Below are 23,028 nucleotides of genomic sequence, written 5' to 3'. Positions count from 1 at the left end.
GTCCACGGTGCAAACGTAGCGAACGCCTACGAGGGCCGCGCGCCCGGGGGTGCCGTACGGGATTCCGGCCCCTCCGTGAGGACGGCCATCAGCCGGTGGAGCCGGGGTGAGGCGGTGATCTCCTCCAGGGTGACGGGGTGGCCCTCCGCATCGGCGATGGGCAGGCGCCAGTTGGGGTACTGGTCCCAGGTCCCGGGGAGGTTCTGCGGGCGGCGGTCGCCCACGGTGTCCGGGAGCCAGATCCCGGCCATCCGGGCCGGGGTGGCCCGCAGGAAGCGGTGGACGGCGCGGACGGCCGCCTCCTCGTCCCCCTCGCCCTCGGGCAGCAGCCGGAGCCGGGCCAGGAAGGCCAGCCACTCGGCGGTGCCGGCGGCGTCCTCGGCCAGCTCCTGTTCCAGGCTCCGGGTGAGGAGTCCCAGCCGGTGGCGGAGCGTCACGTGGTCGCCCGTCAGCCGCGCGGCGGTGGAGGGCAGGTCGTGGGTGGTCGCCGTGGCCACGCAGTCCTCGCGCCACGTCCCGGGGGCGAGCGGGCGGCCGGTCCCGGCCCAGTCGCGCTCGAACCAGAGCACGGAGGTGCCGAGCACCCCGCGCCGGGCGAGCGCCTCGCGCACCCCGGGCTCGACGGTGCCGAGGTCCTCCCCCACGACGGCGGCGCCGGCCCGGTGCGCCTCCAGGACGAGGACGGCCAGCATCGCCTCGGCGTCCTGGGCGACGTAGGCGCCCTCGGTGGGCGGGCGCCCCTCGGGCACCCACCAGAGCCGGAAGAGACCCATGACGTGGTCGATGCGCAGGGCTCCGGCATGGGCGAGGAGGCCCCGCAGGAGGTCGCGGTAGGGGGCGTAGCCCGACGCGGCGAGGGCGTCGGGGCGCCACGGGGGCAGCCCCCAGTCCTGGCCGTGGGCGTTGAAGGCGTCGGGGGGCGCCCCGACGGACATGCCCTGCGCGAAGGCGTCCTGCTGCGCCCAGGTGTCGGCGCCGTCGGGATGGACGCCGACGGCGAGGTCGTGGACGATGCCGACGGCCATCCCGGACTCCCGCGCGGCGCTCTGGGCGGTGGCGAGCTGGGTGTCGGTGAGCCAGGCGAGCCGGCAGTGGAAGTCGACGCGGTCCATCAGCTCCGTGCGGGCACGGGCACTCTGCGGGGAGCGGGGGTCGCGCAGCCCCTCGGGCCAGGCGCGCCAGCGCGGGCCGTGCACCTCGGCCAGGGCGCACCACAGGGCGTGGTCCTCCAGCGCCTGCCCCTGCGCCGCGAGGAAGTCGCAGTAGGCGGCACGGCGGCCGGGGGTCAGCGGGACCTCGTGAATGATCTCCAGGGCCTGCGTCTTGAGCTCCTGGACCGCGTCCCGGTCGATGAGCGCGCCCTTGTCGAGCACGGCCTCGCGCAGCGCAGCGGCTTGCTGGCGCAGGTCTTCCAGGGCCGTGCGGCCGGGCTCGGTGACGTGGCCGTACTCCGGGACGGACTCGATGTGCAGGTGCACGGGGTCGGGGAAGCGGCGCGAGGAGGGGCGGTACGGGGACGGGTCGGCCGGCCGGCCGGGCACGGCGGCGTGCAGCGGGTTGATCTGCACGAACCCGCTGCCCTGGGTGCGGCCCGCCCAGGCGGCGAGGTCGGCCAGGTCCGCGAGGTCACCCATGCCCCAGGACCGGTCGGAGAGCAGCGAGTACAGCTGGACGAGGAATCCGTGCGTGCGGGCGGGCGGCCGGGGTACGCGGTCCGGGGCGACGACGAGCGTGGCGGTGGCGTGGCGGTGCTCGGGGGTGCGGACGGTCAGCCGGTGGACGCCGAGGGGCGGTTCGGTCCACCAGGAGGGCGTCCTCGGCGCCTCACCGGCCGGGGCGGGAGAGGGCAGGACCCGCATGCGCAGGGGCGCGGCGGCGGTCCCCGGCTCGGGGTCGACCGTCAGGAGCACGCCGGGCGGCAGCGCGGAGAGCGCGGCCGGCAGCGGCTCCCCCGACCAGGCCACCACCGTCGGCGGGAGCAGCCGGGAGGCCGCCGCCGATTCGGCTGCGGCGAGTGATCTCCGCACCTCCGCGGGGGTGGCGGCGTCGACGCCCAGGGCGGCGAGCACGGCTCTGACCGTGTCGTCGGTGACGGACACCGTGACGTCCGCGGACGGGGAGAAGGAGGTGGCGACGCCGTGCAGTGCGGCGAGCCGGGACAAGCCCATTCAGACTCCTGGGGACTCCATGCCCCCTGCGGTGCCGGGTGCGGTCGGCTCGCTGGTCAGAGGGGCGACGGCGGCGAGCGGAGGCTCGCTCGTGAGGGGTGTGGCGTCGGCGAGCGGGGGCTCGCTGGTGAGCGGGGGCTCACTGAGCAGCGGAGCGCTGTCGGCGAACGCGTGGTCGCCGGTCAGGAGGGAGACATCGGCGAGCGGCAGCTCGCTGATCATCGGAGGGGCGGTGAAGGTCGGGGACGACTTGCCTGCCAGCGGATCGGGGTCCATGGGGCTCGGTACCTGTTTGGAGAGGGCGGAGAGCAGAAGCTGTGCGGATGCGGGCACGTTGGCCTCCTGGCCGTGGAGAACAGGACACAGCAGGCCTACCCAGTGGTCGCGGGACCAGGCGTGGACGTGACCTAGGCGTTATGACAACGAGCCCAACGTGCCGTGGGTCACATTCCGTTCCCCCGCGTGCCGGGTATGGGCTGTTTTCAGCCACCCGGCGATCCTTCCCCGAACGCCCGCGCGCCACGCGGTGCGGCCGCCCGATTCGGCCGGTCGGGCCCGTCACCCGGCGCGCCGGGGCGCGGACGCACCCCGGTGCCCCGGGACGCGCGGGGCCGGGCCCGGAGACGCGGAAGGCCCGGTTCCTCAGGCTGAGACGCCATCGATCCGGGCCATCACGTCATCCGCGCCGAACGGCTGCAAGTAGGGCAGCCAGCGCGGATCGCGGTGTCCGGTCCCGATGATCCGCCAGGCCAGGCCGCTGGGCGGCGCCGGAGGATGGTGCAGCCTCCACCCCAGCTCGGGCAGGTGCCGGTCGGCCTTGACGTGGTTGCAGCGGCGGCAGGCCGCCACCACGTTGTCCCAGGCGTGCCGCCCGCCCCGGCTGCGCGGGATGACGTGGTCGACGCTGGTCGCGGCGGCCCCGCAGTACATGCAGCGGCCACCGTCCCTCGCGAAGAGCGCCCGCCGGGTGAGCGGTACGGGTCCCCGGTAGGGAACCCGTACGAACCGCTTGAGGCGGACGACGCTGGGGGCCGGTACGGCGCGGGTGGCGCTGTGCATGAAGGCGCCGGATTCCTCGAGGCAGATGGCCTTGTTCTCGAGGACGAGGACGAGTGCGCGGCGCAGTGGTACGACGCCGAGCGGCTCGTACGAAGCGTTGAGAACCAGGACGTGCGGCACGTGGATGCCTCCTTGTACGCCGGCGACGCGTGGCTCGCGCCGGGACGATCCGCTCTCAGTCTCCCCTCATGCCTGGTCCGAGCGCCACCACGTGCGGGTAACGGGCCCGAGGGATTTTCCTCCCGGCCCGCCGTCCGCACGGCCCGGGGACGCCCTGGCAGGGGCTCCGGCGGGTGCCGCCGGCCCTCCTGTGCGATCGGCCACACCCCCGCTCCCCACGGGGTGAGACGCACCTCTCGCCCCGCGGCGGCAACGGAGCACATCCCCGGCTTCGTTAGTGTTATTGGTCTGTTGTCGCCCCACCTGGAGGTCCCCGTCGTGTCCCTGTCCGCCCTCCTGGCCGCGGCCCCGTCCCCCGGCGCCGCCGGATCGCTGGACGAAGCCGCCGAGCGGGCCGGGAACGCCGCAGGCTGGGTCGAGGAGAACTGGTCCACCTGGCTGAACACCGGACTCCGCATCATCCTGATCGCCGCCATCGCGATCGTGCTGCGGTACCTGATCCGGCGTGCCCTGACCAACCTCATCGACCGGATGAACCGCAGCGCCCAGGCGGTGGAGGGCACGGCCCTCGGCGGCCTGCTGGTGAACGCGGAACGCCGCCGCCAGCGCTCCGAGGCCATCGGCTCCGTGCTCCGCTCGGTGACGTCCTTCCTGATCCTCGGCACCGCGGCCCTGATGATCCTGGGCGCCTTCCAGATCAACCTGGCCCCCCTGCTGGCCTCGGCGGGTGTCGCCGGCGTGGCGCTGGGCTTCGGCGCGCGCAACCTCGTCACCGACTTCCTCTCCGGCGTCTTCATGATCCTGGAGGACCAGTACGGCGTCGGGGACACGATCGACGCGGGGGTGGCCTCCGGCGAGGTCATCGAGGTGGGCCTGCGGGTCACCAAGCTGCGCGGCGACAACGGCGAGATCTGGTACGTCCGCAACGGCGAGGTGAAGCGGATCGGCAACCTCAGCCAGGGCTGGTCCACGGCCGGTGTCGACGTCACGGTCCGTCCGACGGAGGACCTGGAGGAGGTGCGCCGGGCCATCGCCGAGGCCGGCGAGACCATGACCAAGGAAGAACCCTGGTCGGAGCGGCTGTGGGGCCCGGTGGACATCCTCGGGCTGGACGCGGTGCTGCTCGACTCGATGACCGTGCGGGTGGCGGCCAAGACCATGCCGGGCAAGGCCCTGGGCGTCGAGCGTGAGCTGCGCTGGCGGATCAAGCAGACCCTGGACGCCGCCGGGATCCGGATGATCGGCGCCGCCCCGCTCCACCCGGACGGGGAGTCCGTCGCGGACCCGACGGCGGCCATGGCGGCCCCCTCTGCGTACGCCTCGGCCACCTCGCCGCAGTCGCTGGCCGCGACCCCGATAGCGCCGCCGAACCTGTCGAAGTAGACCCGTCGTGCGCAGCGCCCCCGCAGGTAACGCTTTGGTTGCCCCGGGGGCGCTTCCCATTGACGGCTCCGCGAGGCCGCCATACCTTCCTCTCACCGATAGGAAAGTTTCCTAACAGAGGGCAGGTGCGTCGCTCATGGCCGGAACCACACCGGGTACCCCCCGCGTTCTGCGGGCCATGAACGACCGGGCGGCGCTCGATCTCCTGGTCACCCAGGGCCCCCTCACCCGGACCCGCATCGGCGAGCTGACCGGGCTCTCCAAGCCCACCGCCTCCCAGCTGCTGGCGAGGCTGGAGGACGCGGGCCTGGTCCGCTCGACGGGCAGCCAGAGCGGCCGGCCCGGGCCGAACGCCGTGCTCTACGAGATCGACCCGGCCGCCGCCCACGTCGCCGCGCTCTCCGTCGGCCCCACCGGGATAGACGCCGTCGTGGCCGACATCACCGGCACCGTCGTCGGCTCCTGCCGCGTCGAGGCCGACGCCGTCGCCGAGGACGTACGCCACCGCACCGCCCAGCTCGTCGCCGAGGCCGTGGACGGCGCGCTGGCGCCGACGGGTCTCGGCCACGACGACCTCTCCGGCGTGGTGGTGGGCACCCCGGGCGCGATCGACCGGCACACCGGCCAGCTCCGCTACGCACCCCATCTGCCGGGCTGGCACTCCCGGACCCTGCTCGCCGACCTCGCCGAGGTGGTGGGCAGACCGGTCGTCATGGAGAACGACGTCAACCTCGCGGCCGTCGCCGAGCAGTACGCGGGCGCCGCCCAGGACCACGACCACTTCGTGCTCGCCTGGCTGGACGAGGGCGTGGGCGCCGCGATCGTGCTCGGCGGCACCCTGCTGCGCGGCGCCACCGGCGGCGCGGGCGAGATCGGCTACATGCCGCTGCCCGGCGCCCCGCTCGCCCGGGGCGGCGCGGCGGACTGGGCGGGGCCCGACGCGGGGGGCGGCTTCCAGAGCCAGGTCTCCTGCCCGGCCGTGCGCGACCTGGCCGGCGGCAGGACGCTGACGGAGGCCCTCGCCGACGCGTCCGTACGGGCCGAGGTCGCCCGCAGACTGGCGACCGGACTCGCCGCGGTGGTCGCCGTCGTCGACCCCGAACTGGTCGTCCTCTCCGGCCGGGTGGCCCAGGTCGGCGGGGAGGAGCTGCGCGAGCTGGTCGAGGCCGAGATGACCGGCCTGGCACTGCCCCGGCCGCTCCTGCGCATCAGTGACATCGAGGGTGACCCGATCCTGACCGGTGCGCTGCGAACGGCCCTCGCCCAGGCGCGCGACAGCGTCTTCGACACGGCCTGAACCAGCACCCGGCACGCGCCCTCGACCACCCGCGTCCCCGTGCCGCCCGCGGCGGGCGGCTCGTACGGCACCCCCCTGCCCGGCGGCCCCCGTCCCCCTCTCCCCCGTCCGCCCTCCCCCCTCACGAAGGCCCGAGAAGTCCTCGCGAGGACCGCTGCAAAGGAAGTCCGCTATGGCGCTATGGCGCTTTCGTACCCGCGTGCCCCTGGCGCTCGGCGCAGCCGCGCTGCTGCTGTCCGGCTGCGCCAATCCGAGTACCGGCAGCGACACCGACGACCCCACGGAACCGGTCACGCTGAAGTTCTGGCACGGCTGGTCGGCTCCCGGCGAGGTCGAGGCGATCAACGAGAACATCGCCCGGTTCGAGGAGCTCCACCCCAACATCCACGTCGTCTCCACCGGCAACGTGAGCGACGAGACGATCAACCAGGCCCTGCGCGCGGGCGGCGGCGACGCCCCCGACGTCGTCACCTCCTTCACCACCAACAACGTCGGGCAGTACTGCTCGTCCGGCATGTGGGTGGATCTCGACCCGTTCATGGAGAAGAGCGGGGTGGACAAGACGAAGGTCTTCCCCGCGACCCTGCTGGACTACACCCGGTACGAGGGCGTCCAGTGCGCGACGCCCCTGCTGGCCGACGCGTTCGGCATGTACTACAACAAGGACGCCTTCGAGGCGGCGGGGATCACCCGGCCTCCGCGCACCATGTCCGAGATGAAGGCCGACGCGGTCAAGCTGACGCAGAGGAACAAGGACGGCTCGCTGAAGCGCGCCGGGTTCATGCCCAACTTCCGGCTCTACCAGAACTCCCCCGACCGGATGTTCGCGCAGTGGGGCCCGGAGTACTTCGACGGCGAGGGCAGGGCGAAGCTCGCCGACGAGCCCAGGACCGTGGACTTCTTCACCACCATGCGCGAGCTCTCCGACGCGCAGGGCGGCTACGCGGCGCTGGAGAGGCTCCGTTCCCGCTTCGGTGACGAGATGTCGTCCCAGAACGGTTTCCTGACCGGCAAGCTCGCCATGCACCTGGACGGTGAGTGGCGCGGGCTGATGCTCGACGAGGCGAAGGCGGACTTCGACTGGGCGGTCGCCCCGCTGCCGGTCCCCGACGACCAGGCGGACACCTACGGACGCGGCTATCTGACCGGCACGGTGGCCGGCATCGCGCACAGCAGCCGGCACCAGAACGCGGCCTGGGAGCTGGTGAAGTACCTGACGGTCGACACCGAGCCGGTCGTCCGCTTCGCCAACGCGATCCACAACGTGCCGTCCACGTTCGAGGCGCTGGAGTCCCCCCGCCTGGACGCGGACCCGTCCTTCCGCGCCTTCATCGACATCGCGCGGAACCCGCACAGCCAGGCTGTTCCGCCCTCGAACAACGGCGGTCAGTACATCAACTCGTTCGGTGACTTCTCGCAGTCCGTCGAGGCGGGCAGGACGAAGGACCTGCCCCGCGCCCTGAGGGACCTCGACGACCAGATCGACGCCGACAACGTCCAGTCGCAGAACTGAGGAGCCGGGTCATGGCACTTTCCCTCCCCACCTCGGCGAAGTCCGCCGGGCGGGCGGCCGCACCGGCCCCCCGCAACTCCCCCCTGCGGCGCAAGCGCAACCGCGAGCGGCTGCGCACCCTGGGGTTCCTCTCACCCTGGATCGTCGGATTCTCGGTCTTCTTCGGCTACCCGCTGATCGCGACCGTCTACTTCTCCTTCATGCACTACAACCAGATCAAGGCGCCCACCTTCGTGGGGCTGCGGAACTGGCGGTACGTGCTGGAGCAGATGCCGCTGTTCGGCCCGGCCCTGTGGAACACGCTGTGGCTGGTCGTCGTGATGGTGGCGCTGCGCGTGGTCTTCGGCCTCGGTGTCGGCCTGCTGATCACGAAGATCAAGACCGGTGTCGGACTGTTCCGCACGGCCTTCTACATCCCCTACCTGGCCCCGCCCGTCGCGGCCACCGTCGCCTTCGTCTTCCTCCTCAACCCGTCCACCGGGCCGGTCAACGGGGTGCTGTCCTGGATCGGCCTGCACGGGCCGGACTGGTTCAACGACCCGGCTTGGTCGAAGCCCTCGCTGGTCCTGCTCTCCCTGTGGGGCATCGGCGACCTGATGGTCATCTTCATGGCCTCGCTGCTGGACGTGCCGAAGGAGCAGTACGAGGCCGCCGAGCTGGACGGCGCGGGCGCCATGACGAAGTTCCGCTACGTCACCTGGCCCGCCATCACCCCGATCGTGCTGTTCGCCGTCGTCACCGGAGTGGTGCAGACGATGCAGTACTACACGCAGGCCCTCGTGGCGGGGAAGCTCGCCTCGGGCGTCTCCATCGGCCCCGGCACGGTGATCCAGCCCGGGTATCCGGACCACTCCACCCTGACGGTCCCGCAGCTCGTCTACTCGCTGGGCTTCCAGAACTTCAACACGGGCGCCGCGTGCGTCCTCTCCCTCGTGCTCTTCGCCATCGCCATGGCGGTCACCCTTCTGCTGATGCGCAAGAGCGTCGGCCTCGTTCCGGCGGAGGACTGAGATGACCACCACCACCCTGACCAGGCCGGACTCCGCCGTACGGAGCCGCCCGGACGGCACGGACGCGGGCCGGCACCGGCGCAGGCGCGTCCTGAACTGGATCGCGGTCCACTCCGTGGCGGTCGCGCTCGCCCTCTTCTTCGTCCTGCCGTTCGTCTTCGTCCTGCTCACCTCGGTGATGAGCGACGAGCAGGCGATGAGCGGCGACCTGTGGCCCGGCTCCTGGAACTGGTCGAACTACGCGACGGTCTTCCACACGCCCGGATTCCTCGACTGGTGGCGCAACTCCCTGATGTACGCGCTGCTGGGCACCGTGTTCACGGTCTGCTCCTCGGTGCCGGTCGCCTACGCCCTGGCGAAGTTCCGCTTCCGGGGACGGCGTACCGCGATGATCCTCGTCATCTCCACGATGATGCTGCCGCCGCAGGTCGTCATCATCCCGATGTACCTCGTGTGGGCCCAGCAGTTCCACCTCTCGGGATCGCTGTGGCCGCTGATCATCCCCATGGCGTTCGGCGACGCCTACTCGATCTTCCTGCTGCGGCAGTTCCTGCTCACCATCCCGCAGGAGTACATCGAGTCGGCGAAGGTCGACGGATGCGGTGAGCTGCGCACCCTGCTCAGGATCGTCGTGCCGATGGCCAGGCCCGGGATCGCGGCCGTGGCGCTCTTCCAGTTCTTCTACTGCTGGAACGACTACTTCGGACCGCAGATCTACGCGGCGCAGAACCCGGGTGCCTGGACACTGAGTTACGGCCTGGAGTCCTTCAAGAGCGCCCATTCGGTCAACTGGAACCTGACCATGGCCGCGACGCTGCTCGTCATGGCGCCGGTCATCATCGTGTTCTTCTTCGCACAGAAGGCCTTCGTAGAAGGCGTCACCCTCACCGGAGTAAAGGGCTGAGAACCATGAAGCTCGCAGTGGTAGGCGGCGGGTCCACCTACACCCCCGAACTGATCGACGGTTTCGCACGGCTGCGGGACACCCTGCCGGTGGAGGAGCTCGTGCTCGTCGACCCGGCGGCCGACCGGCTGGAACTGGTCGGCGGACTGGCACGGCGGATCTTCGCCAGGCAGGGCCACCCGGGCAGGATCGTCACCACCTCCGACCTGGACGCCGGGGTCGCCGGCGCCGACGCGGTGCTGCTCCAGCTCCGCGTCGGCGGGCAGGCCGCCCGCAACCAGGACGAGACCTGGCCGCTCGAATGCGGCTGCGTCGGCCAGGAGACCACCGGCGCGGGCGGTCTGGCCAAGGCGCTGCGCACGGTGCCCGTCGTCCTCGACATCGCCGAGCGGGTACGCCGCACCAACCCCGACGCCTGGATCATCGACTTCACCAACCCCGTAGGGATCGTCACGCGGGCGCTGCTCCAGGCCGGTCACAAGGCCGTCGGGCTGTGCAACGTCGCGATCGGCTTCCAGCGCAAGTTCGCCGCGCTGCTCGACGTGGCACCCGGTGAGGTGCACCTGGACCATGTCGGGCTGAACCACCTGACGTGGGAGCTCGGGGTGCGGCTGGGCGGCCCGGACGGCGAGGACGTCCTGCCGAAGCTGCTCGCGGAGCACGGCGACGCGATCGCCGGCGACCTGCGCATGCCCCGGCAGATCGTCGACCGGCTGGGCGTCGTCCCCTCCTACTACCTGCGGTACTTCTACGCGCACGACGAGGTCGTACGGGAGCTCGGCACCAAGCCGTCCCGGGCGGCCGAGGTCGCCGCGATGGAGAAGGAACTCCTGGAGCTGTACGCCGACCCGGCCCTGGACGAGAAGCCCGCGCTGCTGGGCAAGCGCGGCGGCGCCTTCTACTCGGAGGCGGCCGTGGACCTGGCGTCCTCGCTGCTCGGCGGCGGGGGCTCGGCGGTGCAGGTGGTCAACACGTACAACCGGGGGACGCTGCCGTTCCTACCGGACGACGCGGTGATCGAGGTCCAGGCCCGGGTCGACGGCACGGGCGCCGCCCCGCTCGCCGTGCCCGCGCTGGACCCGCTGTACGCCGGGCTCATCGCGCATGTCACCGCCTACGAGGACCTGGCCCTGGACGCGGCGCTGCGCGGCGGACGCGACCGGGTGTTCAAGGCCCTGATGGCCCATCCCCTGATCGGCCAGTTCGAGTACGCCGAGGCGCTCACCGACAAGCTGATCGCGCACAACCGGGAGCACCTGGCGTGGGCCTGACCGCACATGTGCTCGCGATCGACGCGGGCAACAGCAAGACCGACGTGGCCGTGATCGGCGCCGACGGCGCGGTGCTCGGCACGGCGCGCGGCGGTGGCTTCCAGCCGCCGCTCGTGGGGGTCGGCGCGGCCGTGGACGGACTGGCGGAGGCGGTCCTGCCGGCCCTCGAACAGGCGGGCGCGGTGGGCGTCGAGCATGTGTCCGCCTGTCTCGCCAACGCGGATCTCCCGGTCGAGGAGGCGGAGTTGGCCGAGGCGCTGCGGGCGCGGGGCTGGGGCCGCACCGTGGAGGTGCGCAACGACACCTTCGCGATACTGCGCGCGGGGGTGGACGAGCCCCGAGGGGTGGCCGTGGTATGCGGCGCGGGCATCAACTGCGTCGGGATGCGGCCGGACGGCGCCACCGCCCGCTTCCCCGCGATCGGCCGGATGTCCGGTGACTGGGGCGGCGGTTCGGGACTCGCGGAGGAGGCGATGTGGTTCGCGGCGCGGGCCGAGGACGGCCGCGGTGAGCCGACCGAGCTGGCCCGGACGCTGCCCGGCCACTTCGGGCTCGGCTCGATGTACGCGCTGATCGAGGCACTGCACCTGGGGCACATCCCGAACGGGCGCCGGCACGAGCTGACCCCGGTGCTGTTCTCGACCGGCGCCGCGGGTGACCGGATCGCGGGTGAGCTGGTGGACCGGCTGGGGGACGAGGTCGTGGCGATGGCCTCGGTGGCCCTCGCCCGGCTCGGCCTGCTGGAGGAGGAGGTACCCGTCGTGCTGGGCGGCGGAGTGCTGGCGGCCCGTCACCCGGCCCTGGACGAACGGATCGCCGGACTCCTCGCCGTACGCGCCCCGAAGGCGGTGGTCCGCGTCGTGTCGGCGCCTCCGGTGCTGGGCGCGGCACTGCTGGGCCTGGACCGCACGGCGGCCGCCCCCGGGGCGCACGCCAGGCTGCGGGCGCACTACGCCTGAGCACCGGCGGCCCCGGGCGTCACTCGGGCACCGCCCGGGGCGCCCCCGCGGGGGGAACCGATCGGCCGCCCCGATCGTGTTCATGGTGGGGATACCGGTGCGCCTCGGGCCTTTCCGGCGCGGGCGCCTTGATCATCCGCGCTCCGCCCTGGTCGAATACGGGGACGACGCGGGATCCCGGGCATTCCTGGTGGATGGTGGCCCAGGGGGCCATACTTCTGGCCAGGACCAGTCGTCCCCCGATCGGCCGGGGGGCCGGGGCCGTCGTCGGTGACCGAGGGGGAGGTCGAGTGACACACCCGCCGAGCGGGACCGCGCTGCGGGAGCCCGGGCCGGACCGGTCGTCCGCGCCCCCGAGCCCGCCCGCGCCGCGCCCCGACACCCCGTCGGCCGCCGGGCGGCTGCGCGCCGCGGCGACCACCGAGCCGGGCAGGCTGCGGATCATCGGAGCCGTACTGGCCGCGCTGGTGGTGGCGTTCGGGGCGGTCACCGCCCTGGAGGTCTCCGGGCGGGCCTCGTCCGCCGACGACGTGGTGAACCACAGCCAGCCGCTGAGCGCGGACGCCGCGAACATCTACCGCTCGCTGGCCGACGCGGACACCATGGCGGCCAGCGGATTCCTGGCGGGGGCGCAGGAACCCGCGGACGTGCTCGCACGGTACGACGCGGACATCGAGGAGGCCTCCCGGCTGCTGGTGGACGCCGCGGCGAGCACCGACGCCTCGACCCCGTCGCACGAGGAGATCACGACGCTGAGCGAACTGCTCCCCGTCTACACGGGTCTGATCGAGCGGGCCCGCGCGAACAACCGGCAGGGACTCCCCCTCGGCGGCGCCTACCTCCGGTACGCGAACCAGAAGATGAGCGGCGAACTCCTCCCGGCCGCCGAGCGGTTGTACGCGGCGGAGACGGGGCGGCTCGCCCATGACTCGGCGGACGCCCGGCAGTTGCCGTACCTCTCCCTCGGCGCCGGGGTGGTGGCCCTGGCCGCGCTGGTGTGGATGCAGCGGCGCACCTACCGCAGGACGAACCGTGTCTTCAACCACGGGCTGCTCGTGGCGACGGCGGCGGCCTCGGTGGTGCTGCTCTGGCTGGCCGTGGGCCACACGGTGGCCAGGGCGGAGCTGCGCGGCGCGATGGTGCACGGCCAGGAGTCGCTCGACGTCCTCAACAAGGCGCGGATCAACTCGCTGAAGGCGCGCGCCAACGAGAACCTCACCCTGGTCGCCCGGGGCGCCGTACTCACCCCGGACGGCACGCGGGACCAGTACGAGACCGACTACGGCACGGACATGAAGGCACTCGTCGCCCAGCTCAGGAGCGCGGGCGGGCTCGCCGACGACGCCCGTGGGAGCGAGCCGGTGGCCGACGCCGTCAGAAGCGTCTCCGAGTGGCAGGACCGCCACCGGAAGGCCAGGACCACGGACGACGGGGGCGACTACGAGAGCGCGCTGCGGCAGGTCATCGGCGCCGAGGACTCCACGGGCGAGTCCTTCGAGAAGGTCGACGCCGCGCTGGAGCGCGCCCTCGCCCAGGAACAGGACGAGTTCGACGAGGCGGCCGCGGGCGGACGCGGCGCGCTGGGCGGGCTGCCGGCCGGGGCGGCCGGCCTCGCCGTGCTGGGTGCGGCGGCCACGGTCCTCGGGGTCAACCGCAGGCTCGCGGAGTACCGGTGAGGGGACGAGGGATGACCAGGGCGAAAGGCCGGTCCACGGGCGGCGGGCTGCGCGGCTGGGGCGGAGTGACGGGGATGGCCGCGGCCTGCGCCCTCACCGCCTCCCTCACCCTGCTGCCGCTGGCGCACGGGGACGGGACGTTCGGCGGGGAGACCACGGGGCACGGCGCCACCTCCGCGGTGCCCGCCAGGGCCGAGGAGTGCGAGGACCCGGAGGCGAGCCTGCCGGCGAAGGACGCCGGCGGCCCGAACATCGACAGGATCAGGAAGCGCGGCAAGCTGATAGCGGGCGTCGACCAGAACAGCTACCAGTGGGGGTACCGGAACCCGGAGAGCCGCACCCTCGAGGGCTTCGACATCGATCTGGTGCACGCCATCGCGCAGGACATCCTCGGTGACCGTGACGCGGTGATCTTCCGTGCCATCCCCACCAACCAGCGCATCGCCGCCCTGGAGAACGACCGGGTCGACGTCGTCGTGCGCACGATGACGATCAACTGCAAGCGTGTCGGCCAGGTATCGTTCTCCACGGCCTACTTCCAGGCCGGCCAGCAGGTTCTGGCGCCCAGGGCGTCCGCGATCACCGGCTACGACGAGTCGCTGAAGGGCAAGCGGGTCTGCACGGCGGAGGGCTCGACGGCGTACGACGCGCTCAGCGAGAAGTCCTTCGGCGCGGTCTTCAGGGACGAGCACGACGGGACCGGGCAGGACGAGGACAGACTGACCGTCCCCAACCAGCTGGACTGCCTGGTGCGGTTGCAACTCGGCCAGGTCGACGCGGTCGTCACGGACAACGCGCTGGCGGCCGGGCAGGCGGCGCAGGACCCTGCGGTGGAGCTGAAGGGCGACAAGCCGTTCACGACCGAGTACTACGGCGTCGCCGCGAAGCTCGGTGCCGACGACCTGGTGGCCCGGGTCAACCACGTGCTGGACGAGTACCGCCGGGGCGGCGCCGACAGCCCCTGGATGAGGTCGTACCGCGAGTGGCTGGCGACGGGGCTCCCCGGCATCACCGGTCCCCCGGCGCCGAAGTACCGGAGCAACTGACCGGTCCGGGCCCCGGGTCCGGCGGAACGAGTGGACGAGCGGAACGAGCGGAGAGGTGATCGATGGGCGTCGCGGGATCCTTCCCCAGCTTCGCGGGGAGGCCTCCCGGCCCGGTCATGGGCCGGGACGAGGCGGACCGTACGCTGGCCCGGCTCGGTGCGGAACACGAGGCCATCGAGACCTCGCTCTTCGCCCTGGAGGAGCACGCCGGGCGCCGGCTCCTGGAAGGCGCCACGCTGGCCGGTGTCACCAAGGAGCGCTGGGCCTCCACCCAGCAGTCGATCACGCTGCTCTGGAGGTACTTCGACGCCTACGCCGCGACGCTCGCCTCGGCCCGCGAGATCCGGGCCAGGCGCCGCTACCCCGGCCGGAGCGACATGGTGGCGCTCACCGGACTGCTGCGCGGCGACGGTGTGACCGTGGCGAGCCAGGGGGCGGGCGGAGCGGGTCCGCTCACCGGCCCGGCCCGGCTCTCCGAGCGGTTCACGCTGGAGGAGCTGGTCGCCCGGATGAACGACCTGTACGCCCACGCGCTGGACATGGTCCTCGCGTCGGACTCCGTGTGGTCGGCCCTGCCCGCCCGGATAGACCTGCTGGCCGCCGAGCTGCGCCGCACCTTCTCGCTGGCGCACTCCGTCGGGGTGCGGCCCGGGGAGCATCCGGCCGGTGACGACCTGGAGTCCATCGCCGGGGAACTGACGGCGCTGCGGGCGCAGGTGGTCGCCGACCCGCTGGCGTTCTGGACGCCGGGCCCGGGGAGCGCCGCGCCGGGCGGCGGGCGGCCCGACACCGCGCGCTACGACCGGGCGGCCCGCGCCCTGGAGGAGGTGCGCCGCGAGATCGAGGCGGTGCTCGCGGTCCGGCAGGACGCCGAGCAGCGCCTGCTCCAGGTCCGTGACCTGCTGTCACGCGCGAACCGCACACTCGCCGAGGCCCGGCTGGCGCGCGGCGAGGTGCTGGCGAAGATCGCCGCCTCCGAGGTGCCGGCCGTCAGCGGACCCCCGACCGTGCTGCAGGAACGGCTCGCGACGGCGGCGTCCTACCGCAGGCACGCCCAGTGGAACCGGCTGTCCCCGCTGCTGGAGTCGCTGGAGCGGGAGGCGGAGGAGGAGCTGATGCGGGCCCGGGAGTCGCTGACGTCGGTCACCGAGCCGCTCGCGGTCCGGGCGGAGCTGCGCGGCCGGCTCGACGCGTACCGGGCGAAGGTGGTCCGGCACGGTCTCGCGGAGGAGCCCGTGCTGATCCAGCGGTACGACGCGGCGCGCCGGATGCTGTGGAGCGCGCCGTGCGACCTGCGCGTCGCGGGACAGGCGGTGCTGCGCTACCAGCAGGCCGCCGCGGATCTGCTGACGCCGCGCGACCGGGGCGAGTACGACGGACAGGGGGAGACATCGTGAGTACGCAGTGCCAGCGCCCCGAGTGCGAGGGCTCCTACGAGGACATGGGCGGCGGCGAGCTGTACTGCGACACCTGCGGCCTCGCGCCGGTCGTGTCGCCGACGGGCATGGTGGGTTCGCCGCCCACCGGCATCGCGGGCGGAGGCAGGGCGGCCGGCGGCGGGGGAAGCGGGAGCGCCTCGCAGCGCTCCGCCTCGCAGCCCTCCGCGCGCGCCTCGTCCCGCTCCTCGACGTCGCGCAGGTCGGTGTCCGGACGCCTCTCGCGTTCCCTGTCCGGACGGTCCACCTCCCGCTCGGTCTCGGTGCGCTCCTCGGGCACCTCGACGGGCTCCGCCTCGGGGCGCGGCAGGCTGGGCGCGGGTCTGGTGCTCGTCCCCGACGTGCCGCGGCCCGACCCGTACACCGCGGTGATGGAGAACCCGGAGGTCCCCGAGCGGAAGCGGTTCTGCTCGCGCTCGGACTGCGGCGCGCCGGTGGGCCGGGCCCGCGGCGAACGGCCGGGCCGCACCGAGGGGTTCTGCACCAAGTGCGGCCACCCGTACTCCTTCGTGCCCAAGCTGCGCGGCGGCGACATCGTGCACGGGCAGTACGAGGTGGCGGGCTGCCTGGCGCACGGCGGGCTCGGCTGGGTCTACCTGGCGGTGGACAGGGCGGTGTCCGACCGCTGGGTGGTCCTCAAGGGCCTGCTGGACACCGGGGACCAGGACGCCATGGCGGCGGCGATCTCCGAGCGGCGCTTCCTCGCGGAGATCGAGCACTCCAACATCGTGCGCATCTACAACTTCGTGGAGCACCTCGACCAGCGTACGGGGTCGCTCGACGGCTACATAGTGATGGAGTACGTCGGCGGGAAGTCCCTCAAGGAGATCGCCAACGAGCGCCGCACACCGGCCGGGAAGCGGGACCCGCTGCCGGTCGAGCAGGCGTGCGCGTACGGGATCGAGGCGCTGGAGGCGCTCGGCCACCTGCACAGCCGCAACCTGCTGTACTGCGACTTCAAGGTCGACAACGCGATCCAGACCGAGGACCAGCTCAAGCTCATCGACATGGGCGCGGTGCGCAGGATGGACGACGACGAGTCGGCCATCTACGGGACCGTCGGCTACCAGGCGCCCGAGGTCGCCGAGACCGGCCCGTCCGTGGCCTCCGACCTCTACACGGTCGCGCGGACGCTCGCGGTGCTGACCTTCGACTTCCAGGGGTACACGAACGTCTTCGTGGACTCGCTGCCGGACCCGGACAACATCGAGGTCTTCCGGACGTACGAGTCGTTCTACCGGCTGCTCGTGCGGGCCACGGACCCGGATCCGGCGCGCAGGTTCTCCTCGGCGACGGAGATGGCGGAGCAGCTGACGGGGGTGCTGCGGGAGGTCATCGCCCTCCAGACGGGGCGCCCGCGTCCGGCGCTCTCGACCCTGTTCGGTGTGGAACTGCGGGTGACGGACACGGAGTTGTTCGCCGAGCTGACCGGCGAGGTGTCGCGGCTCGGCGTCCGCGCGGACCCGTCCGGCGGCGTGGGGCGGCCGGGCCGCCGTCGCGGGCGGGCCGCCCCGGCCGCCGCGCTCCCCGCTCCGGCGGCGGCTCCCGCCGTGGCTCCCGTCGTCGCACCGCCGCAGCCCGTGGGCGCCGCCCCGCTGCACGCGCCGGACACCCACGTCAGGGGCGGCGGCGGAAGCGGGTCCGGCGGCGGAGCGGTGGCGTACGCGCCGCCCCCGGGGGCCGTTCCCGCACCGCGCGCGGTCCCGGACCTGGGTGCGTTCCCGCCCCCGGGACCGGTCGCGGGCCCCCGGCTCGCCGCGTTCGACGCGCGGGGCACCTCGCTCGCCCTCCCGGTCCCCCGGGTCGATCCGGACGACCCCAACGCCGGTTTCCTCGCCGGGGTGATGGCGTCGGCGCCCGCCGAGCTGATCGCGGCCCTGCACTCGGTGCCCGCGGCCTCGCTGGAGACCCGGCTGCGGGAGCTGCGGGCCCGGCTGGAGATGGGCGAACTCGACTCCGCCGTACGGGCGCTGACCGCCGTCGAGGCGCAGCACCCGGACGACTGGCGGGTCGTCTGGTACCGGGGGATCACCTCGCTGGTGACCGGGGACGACGTGAACGCGGCCCTGTCGTTCGACGCGCTCTACGACGCCTTCCCCGGCGAGCCGGCGCCGAAGCTCGCGCTGGGTGTCTGCGCGGAGGTGCTGGGGCAGCTGGACAACGCCGCGGAGTACTACCGCCTGGTGTGGGCGACGGACCCGAGCTTCGTCAGCTCGGCGTTCGGCCTGGCCCGGGTGCAGATCGCCGCCGGTGACCGGACCGCGGCGGTGCGCACCCTGGAGTCCGTACCGGAGTCGTCGATCCACTACACGGCGGCCCGGGTGGCGGCGGTGCGGGCCAGGCTCCGCGAGCGGGCCCCCCGGGAGCCGCTGCTCCTGGACCTGTCCGCCGCCGCGGACCAGGTGACCGCGCTGCGGGAGTACGGCCTGGACGCGGTGAGACGTGAGCGGTTGTCGACCGAGGTGCTGGGTACGGCACTTGACTGGGTACTCTCCGGTAGTCCCACGGCCCGGGCGGCGGATCCGCCCTCCCCCGGGGCGGCGGGACGGCGGACGGTGCTGGGCAGCGAGCTGGACGAGCGGGGCCTGAGGTCCGGCCTCGAACGCTCGTACCGGATGCTCGCCCGGCTCGCGCAACGGGGCGACGAGCGGATCGAACTGGTGGAGCGGGCCAACCGCCTCCGCCCCCGGACCTGGGTGTGAAGATGTCACAGAGCCACCAGCGGGCCTCCTTGCCGGGGTGCCCCAGCTGCGAGGAACCGCTGGAGTCGGGCGACCGCTTCTGCGGCGCGTGCGGATACGACCTCTCGGCCGTGCCCACGCCACCGGGCGACCGTCCGACGGTCGCCGTCACGGTGCCCGCGCAGGGCGCGGGCGCGCCCGCCGCCGCGCAGGTCGAGTGGCCGCGCGCCTCGGGGACCGACAGCTCCGACGTTCCGGCCCCCACGCACCGCCCGGCGGATCTGCCGGGCGTGGACTCGGGCGGGAAGCCCCTGCCCACCGGGGACGGGGCGGCGGTCCGCCTCGACGGGCCGGACGCCGCGGAGGGGGCGGGCGGTCCGGACGGCGCCTCGGGCGACTTCGAACTGGCCGCGCCCGATCCCCGTGCGGCGGAGCACGCGCCGGCGGCCGCCGGCGCGGCGTCCGGCGCCAAGGTCTGTGTGGCCTGCCGCTCGGGCCGGGTGGACACCGACGGCTACTGCGAGAACTGCGGCCACGCCCAGCCCCGCGAGCGCGACCACATGGAGCAGGAGCTCGGTTCGGTGGCGGCGGTCACCGACCGGGGCCTGCGCCACCACCGCAACGAGGACGCGTTCGCGGTGTCCTCCACCGCCCTGCCGGACGGCTCCCCGGCCGTCGTGGCCATCGTGTGCGACGGCGTCTCGTCGGCGAGCCGGCCCGACGAGGCGTCGGCCGCGGCGGCGGGCGCGGCCAACGAGTCGCTGCTGGAGTCGCTGCCGCGCGGCACGCATCCGCAGCAGGCGATGCACGACGCGATCCTGGCGGCGTCCGAGGCGGTCAACTCCCTCGCGCAGGACCCCGGTCAGGCCCTGGAGCACGATCAGCGCCGTCATCGGAACGCCCCGGCCTGCACCCTGGTCGGCGCGATCATGGCGGGCGGTCTGCTGGTCGTCGGCTGGGTCGGCGACAGCCGTGTCTACTGGGTCCCCGAGGACCGCGCCCACCCGCCGGCCCGGCTCACCGAGGACGACTCCTGGGCCGCGCAGATGGTGGCGGCCGGGCTGATGAACGAGGCGGAGGCGTACGCCGACGAGCGCGCCCACGCGATCACGGGCTGGCTCGGCGCCGACGCGTACGACCTGGAGCCGCACACCGCGTCCTTCAAGCCGGACCGGCCCGGCGTGGTCGTGGTGTGCACCGACGGCCTGTGGAACTACGCGGAGGCGGCGGCGGAGATGGCCGCGGCCCTGCCGGGCGACGCCTGCGAACGGCCGCTGCGGGGGGCCCAGGTACTGGTGGGTCACGCACTGGACGGCGGGGGCCACGACAACGTAACAGTGGCGCTGCTGCCGTTCGCCGTGGAGGCGCGAGGGGCAGGATCGGCCTGAGCCGCACCCGGTCCGCCGGCGTCCGGGCCGGCGCTCCGCCACCGGTCCCGCGCGCCCCCGGTCCGGGAACCCGTCCGCGCGTCCGTCCCCGTCCGGCACATGTGGAGCCTCAAGGAGCCGATCAGATGGCCAACTTCGCCAAGTCCAGCGTGCCGCGGTTCTCCGTCGAGGTGTACCAGAACGAGTACCTCCCCGAGGGCGGCCGCGACGTCAACGCGATCGTCACGGTCACCTCCACCGGCGGCGGTACGACCGGTGGCGTCCCGCCGGCCGGCGGGTCCCCGGCGCCGGCGCGCGTCCCGGGGCGGGCGCCGGACACCGCCGTGGTGCTCATGGTGGACTGCTCGGGCTCGATGGACTACCCGCCGACGAAGATGCGCAACGCGCGCGACGCGACGGCGGCGGCCATCGACACCCTGCGGGACGGCACCCGGTTCGCCGTCGTCGCGGGGACGCACGTGGCCAGGGACGTGTATCCCGGCAACGGGCGGCTGGCCACGGCGGACCCGGAAACCAGGGCCCGGGCGAAGGAGGCCCTGCGGCGGCTGAGTGCGGGCGGGGGCACCGCGATCGGGACCTGGCTGCGGCTGGCGGACCGGCTCCTGGGGGCCGCCGAGGTGGACATCCGGCACGGCATCCTCCTCACCGACGGGCGCAACGAGCACGAGTCGGCGGAGGATCTGCGGGCCGCTCTGGATTCCTGCGCGGGCCGGTTCACCTGTGACGCGAGGGGGGTCGGCACCGACTGGGAGGTGAAAGAGGTCACAGCGGTCGCCTCCGCCCTGCTCGGCACGGCGGACATCGTCGCCGATCCGGCGGGCCTCGCCGCGGACTTCACGCAGATGATGGAGAACGCCATGGGCAAGGAGGTCGCGGACGTCGCGCTGCGGCTCTGGACGCCCGTCGGCGTGGAGATCGTGTTCGTCAAACAGGTGGCGCCCACGGTCACCGACCTGACCGGCCGGCGCACCGTGGCGGGACCGAGAGCGGGCGACTACCCGACCGGTTCCTGGGGCGACGAGTCCCGGGACTACCACGTGTGCGTACGGGTCCCGGTGGCCGGGATCGGCCAGGAGATGCTGGCGGCCCGGGTCTCGCTGATCCTGCCGTCCCCCTCCGACGGCGGCGCCCCGCGTCCCCTCTCGCAGGGCCTCGTACGGGCGGTGTGGACCGACGACATGACCGCGTCCACCTCGATCAACCCGCAGGTGGCGCACTACACGGGGCAGGCGGAACTGGCACAGGTCATCCAACAGGGGCTGGATGCGCGCAAATCGGGTGACTTCGACGGCGCGACGGCGAAACTGGGCCGCGCGGTGCAGCTCGCGTCGGCCTCCGGGAACGAGGACACCGCGAAGCTGCTTTCGAAGGTGGTCGATGTCGTCGACGCGGCGACCGGTACTGTGCGACTGAAAGCGAGGGTCGCGGAAGCGGACGAGATGACACTCGAAACGCGCTCGACCAAGACGGTTCGCGTCAAGAAGTAGCGACGCGATCGACAACAACGCCCACAGTGACGACACAACCGTACGGAGAGCCGCCCCGGCCGACCGGGCGGCGTACCGACGAGCATGACGGCCTCCGGGCCGGACGAGGAGAGGGGGAAGCGCCGACATGCCGACCTGCCCGAACGGACACCAGTCGGGTTCCGAGGACTGGTGCGAGGTCTGCGGACACCGCATGGCCGGGACGGGCGCGGTCCCGCCGCCGCCTCCCCCGCCGCCCGCGCCCGGTTACGGCTACCCGCCGCCGGGCGGGGAGCCGACCGCACAGGCCGAGCTCTGCCCGCAGTGCCGCACCCCGCGCGAGGCGAGGGCGCCGTACTGCGAGGAGTGCCGCTGGAACTTCCTCACGAACACGGCGACGTCCTACACCCCGCTCGCCCCGCAGGCCGGCGCGAGCGGCGGACCGGTGCCGGGGCTGAACCTGCCGCCCGGCTTCCAGGCGCAGCAGGGCCCGCCGGCGCAGCAGCAGCGGGACCCGTTCGAGTACCAGAGCTCCCGGCCCTCGCAGATGAACCGGCCGGCCGAGCCGCTCGCGCCGGAGCAGGCGGGGCGGCCCGGTACGCCGCCGCCTCCGCCGGCCTTCCGGCAGGGGCCGCCGCCCCCGCCGTCCTTCCAGCAGCAGTCGCCCTCGCCGTTCGAACCGCAGCGGCAGGGGCCGCAGGGTCCCGGCCAGGAGGGCTCCCCCTCACCGTTCGAGCCGCAGGGCCGCCCCGGTCAGCAGGTCCCGGTGCGGCCGGGTACCGGCTCCCAGGACCCCGCCGCACCGGGTCCTGGTGCCGCGGGGCCCGGAGTGCCGGGTGGCGCGCCGTCGCCGTTCGAGCCGCAGCGGCAGGGGCCGCCGCCCCCGCCGTCCTTCCAGCAGCAGTCCGCTCCGCCCGCGCCCCAGCGGCCGAAGGAGCCCGCGGCCGGCGGGGACGACGACTGGATGCTGCCGCCGCCCTCGCAGCAGCAGCCTCCGGCCGCCTTCCAGCAGGGCCCGCAGGCGCCCCACGCCACCCGGGCGCCCGGGTCCCCGCAGCAGCAGTTCCCCGGCCAGGGCCCCGACCAGGGCGGGCCGGACCGGGCGGCGGGCGACTGGACGGCCGTCATCGCCCCGGACCGGGACTACTTCCTGGCGATGATGCAGCGCAGCGGCCCCGAGGCGACCGGGCTCAACCTGCCCGCGTACTCCCCGGAGCAGCAGCTCGCGCTCAGCGGGAGCCAGGTCACGATCGGCCGCCGCCGGCACAGCACCGGTGAGTCCCCCGACATCGATCTCGCCGTTCCGCCGGAGGACCCGGGCGTCTCGCACCAGCACGCCGTGCTGGTGCGGCAGCCGGACGGCAGCTGGGCCGTCGTCGACCAGAACTCCACCAACGGCACGACGCTCAACGGTGCGGAGGACCCGATCCAGCCCTACGTCCCCGTCCCGCTCCAGGACGGCGACCAGGTGCACGTCGGCGCCTGGACGACGATCACGGTCCGCCGCGACTGACCCGGCGGGGCCGCCGCGTCCCCTGGCCGGGGGGGGGGGGGGGGGGGGGCCCCCGGGCGGCCCGCGCGGGGGGGGGCCCGGAGGCGGGGGCGCGAATGATCGGGCGCCCCCCCCGGAGGGACCACGCTTAGCTACTGT

General features: G+C 73.6%; 17 protein-coding genes. 14 read left to right on the top strand and 3 right to left on the bottom strand.

The features are described 5' to 3' along the window. Positions 1-26 precede the first annotated feature (26 nt). From malQ to ACFVS9_RS01685, 3 genes are all read right to left on the bottom strand, one after another. On the bottom strand, positions 27-2,168 hold the full coding sequence (gene malQ, locus ACFVS9_RS01695; RefSeq protein WP_389929428.1) for a 4-alpha-glucanotransferase: 2,142 nt from the start codon (positions 2,166-2,168) through the stop codon (positions 27-29). Next, the gene (locus ACFVS9_RS01690; protein WP_383117569.1) at positions 2,169-2,501 is read right to left on the bottom strand and encodes a hypothetical protein; all 333 of its coding nucleotides are present in this window, start codon (positions 2,499-2,501) and stop codon (positions 2,169-2,171) included. Between the two features lie 309 nt (positions 2,502-2,810). Then, positions 2,811-3,347, bottom strand: a complete 537-nt coding sequence (locus ACFVS9_RS01685) for an HNH endonuclease (protein ID WP_383117568.1) — start codon at positions 3,345-3,347, stop codon at positions 2,811-2,813. A 318-nt stretch (positions 3,348-3,665) separates the two neighbouring features. Between ACFVS9_RS01685 and ACFVS9_RS01680 the strand changes: the two genes are divergently transcribed. The 14 genes from ACFVS9_RS01680 to ACFVS9_RS01615 all read left to right on the top strand — a co-directional run bounded on the left by ACFVS9_RS01680 (position 3,666) and on the right by ACFVS9_RS01615 (position 22,890). Next, a complete protein-coding gene (locus ACFVS9_RS01680) occupies positions 3,666-4,730 on the top strand; it encodes a mechanosensitive ion channel family protein (protein WP_383117575.1) in 1,065 nt (354 codons plus the stop codon). A 136-nt stretch (positions 4,731-4,866) separates the two neighbouring features. Beyond that, positions 4,867-6,027 carry an ROK family transcriptional regulator gene (locus tag ACFVS9_RS01675; RefSeq protein WP_383117567.1) on the top strand — a complete coding sequence of 387 codons (1,161 nt, stop codon included), beginning with the start codon at positions 4,867-4,869 and terminating at the stop codon, positions 6,025-6,027. A 172-nt stretch (positions 6,028-6,199) separates the two neighbouring features. Next, on the top strand, positions 6,200-7,540 hold the full coding sequence (locus ACFVS9_RS01670) for an ABC transporter substrate-binding protein (RefSeq protein WP_383117566.1): 1,341 nt from the start codon (positions 6,200-6,202) through the stop codon (positions 7,538-7,540). A gap of 11 nt (positions 7,541-7,551) precedes the next feature. After that, positions 7,552-8,550, top strand: a complete 999-nt coding sequence (locus ACFVS9_RS01665; protein ID WP_389929424.1) for a carbohydrate ABC transporter permease — start codon at positions 7,552-7,554, stop codon at positions 8,548-8,550. 1 nt (position 8,551) lies between these two features. Continuing rightward, a complete protein-coding gene (locus ACFVS9_RS01660) occupies positions 8,552-9,454 on the top strand; it encodes a carbohydrate ABC transporter permease (RefSeq protein WP_383117564.1) in 903 nt (300 codons plus the stop codon). 5 nt (positions 9,455-9,459) lie between these two features. Further along, complete coding sequence (locus ACFVS9_RS01655) at positions 9,460-10,725, top strand: 6-phospho-beta-glucosidase (RefSeq protein ID WP_383117563.1); 1,266 nt, start codon at positions 9,460-9,462, stop codon at positions 10,723-10,725. Then, positions 10,716-11,684, top strand: a complete 969-nt coding sequence (locus ACFVS9_RS01650; protein ID WP_389929421.1) for an N-acetylglucosamine kinase — start codon at positions 10,716-10,718, stop codon at positions 11,682-11,684. The genes ACFVS9_RS01655 and ACFVS9_RS01650 overlap by 10 nt, the downstream gene beginning before the upstream one ends. Positions 11,685-11,974: 290 nt before the next feature. Beyond that, positions 11,975-13,360: a hypothetical protein gene (locus ACFVS9_RS01645; protein ID WP_389929420.1), complete on the top strand. Its 1,386-nt coding sequence runs from the start codon at positions 11,975-11,977 to the stop codon at positions 13,358-13,360. Positions 13,361-13,371: 11 nt separating this feature from the next. Beyond that, positions 13,372-14,406 (top strand): glutamate ABC transporter substrate-binding protein, encoded by a 1,035-nt coding sequence (locus ACFVS9_RS01640; protein WP_389929418.1) that lies wholly within the window; start codon positions 13,372-13,374, stop codon positions 14,404-14,406. Between the two features lie 62 nt (positions 14,407-14,468). Further along, positions 14,469-15,803, top strand: a complete 1,335-nt coding sequence (locus tag ACFVS9_RS01635) for a hypothetical protein (RefSeq protein ID WP_389929416.1) — start codon at positions 14,469-14,471, stop codon at positions 15,801-15,803. Beyond that, entirely contained in the window at positions 15,800-18,544 is a 2,745-nt protein-coding gene (locus tag ACFVS9_RS01630; RefSeq protein ID WP_383117558.1) for a tetratricopeptide repeat protein, read from the top strand. The genes ACFVS9_RS01635 and ACFVS9_RS01630 overlap by 4 nt, the downstream gene beginning before the upstream one ends. A 2-nt stretch (positions 18,545-18,546) precedes the next feature. After that, complete coding sequence (locus ACFVS9_RS01625) at positions 18,547-19,911, top strand: PP2C family serine/threonine-protein phosphatase (protein WP_389929414.1); 1,365 nt, start codon at positions 18,547-18,549, stop codon at positions 19,909-19,911. Between the two features lie 125 nt (positions 19,912-20,036). Beyond that, the gene (locus ACFVS9_RS01620; RefSeq protein ID WP_383117556.1) at positions 20,037-21,398 is read left to right on the top strand and encodes a VWA domain-containing protein; all 1,362 of its coding nucleotides are present in this window, start codon (positions 20,037-20,039) and stop codon (positions 21,396-21,398) included. 127 nt (positions 21,399-21,525) lie between these two features. Continuing rightward, positions 21,526-22,890, top strand: a complete 1,365-nt coding sequence (locus ACFVS9_RS01615; RefSeq protein ID WP_389929412.1) for an FHA domain-containing protein — start codon at positions 21,526-21,528, stop codon at positions 22,888-22,890. Positions 22,891-23,028: the final 138 nt, after the last annotated feature.

This window comes from Streptomyces sp. NPDC058008 (genome assembly GCF_042886395.1).
In the GTDB taxonomy this organism is placed as follows: Bacteria; Actinomycetota; Actinomycetes; order Streptomycetales; family Streptomycetaceae; genus Streptomyces.
This window is presented reverse-complemented; position numbering and strand designations above follow the sequence as displayed.

Excerpts from the sequence above, each read along its gene's own strand:
- malQ (WP_389929428.1), bottom strand. The coding sequence starts at position 2,168 with ATGGGCTTGTCCCGGCTCGCCGCACTGCACGGCGTCGCCACCTCCTTC.
- ACFVS9_RS01675 (WP_383117567.1), top strand. The coding sequence starts at position 4,867 with ATGGCCGGAACCACACCGGGTACCCCCCGCGTTCTGCGGGCCATGAAC.
- ACFVS9_RS01670 (WP_383117566.1), top strand. The coding sequence starts at position 6,200 with ATGGCGCTATGGCGCTTTCGTACCCGCGTGCCCCTGGCGCTCGGCGCA.
- ACFVS9_RS01665 (WP_389929424.1), top strand. The coding sequence starts at position 7,552 with ATGGCACTTTCCCTCCCCACCTCGGCGAAGTCCGCCGGGCGGGCGGCC.
- ACFVS9_RS01660 (WP_383117564.1), top strand. The coding sequence starts at position 8,552 with ATGACCACCACCACCCTGACCAGGCCGGACTCCGCCGTACGGAGCCGC.
- ACFVS9_RS01655 (WP_383117563.1), top strand. The coding sequence starts at position 9,460 with ATGAAGCTCGCAGTGGTAGGCGGCGGGTCCACCTACACCCCCGAACTG.
- ACFVS9_RS01640 (WP_389929418.1), top strand. The coding sequence starts at position 13,372 with ATGACCAGGGCGAAAGGCCGGTCCACGGGCGGCGGGCTGCGCGGCTGG.
- ACFVS9_RS01635 (WP_389929416.1), top strand. The coding sequence starts at position 14,469 with ATGGGCGTCGCGGGATCCTTCCCCAGCTTCGCGGGGAGGCCTCCCGGC.
- ACFVS9_RS01625 (WP_389929414.1), top strand. The coding sequence starts at position 18,547 with ATGTCACAGAGCCACCAGCGGGCCTCCTTGCCGGGGTGCCCCAGCTGC.
- ACFVS9_RS01620 (WP_383117556.1), top strand. The coding sequence starts at position 20,037 with ATGGCCAACTTCGCCAAGTCCAGCGTGCCGCGGTTCTCCGTCGAGGTG.
- ACFVS9_RS01615 (WP_389929412.1), top strand. The coding sequence starts at position 21,526 with ATGCCGACCTGCCCGAACGGACACCAGTCGGGTTCCGAGGACTGGTGC.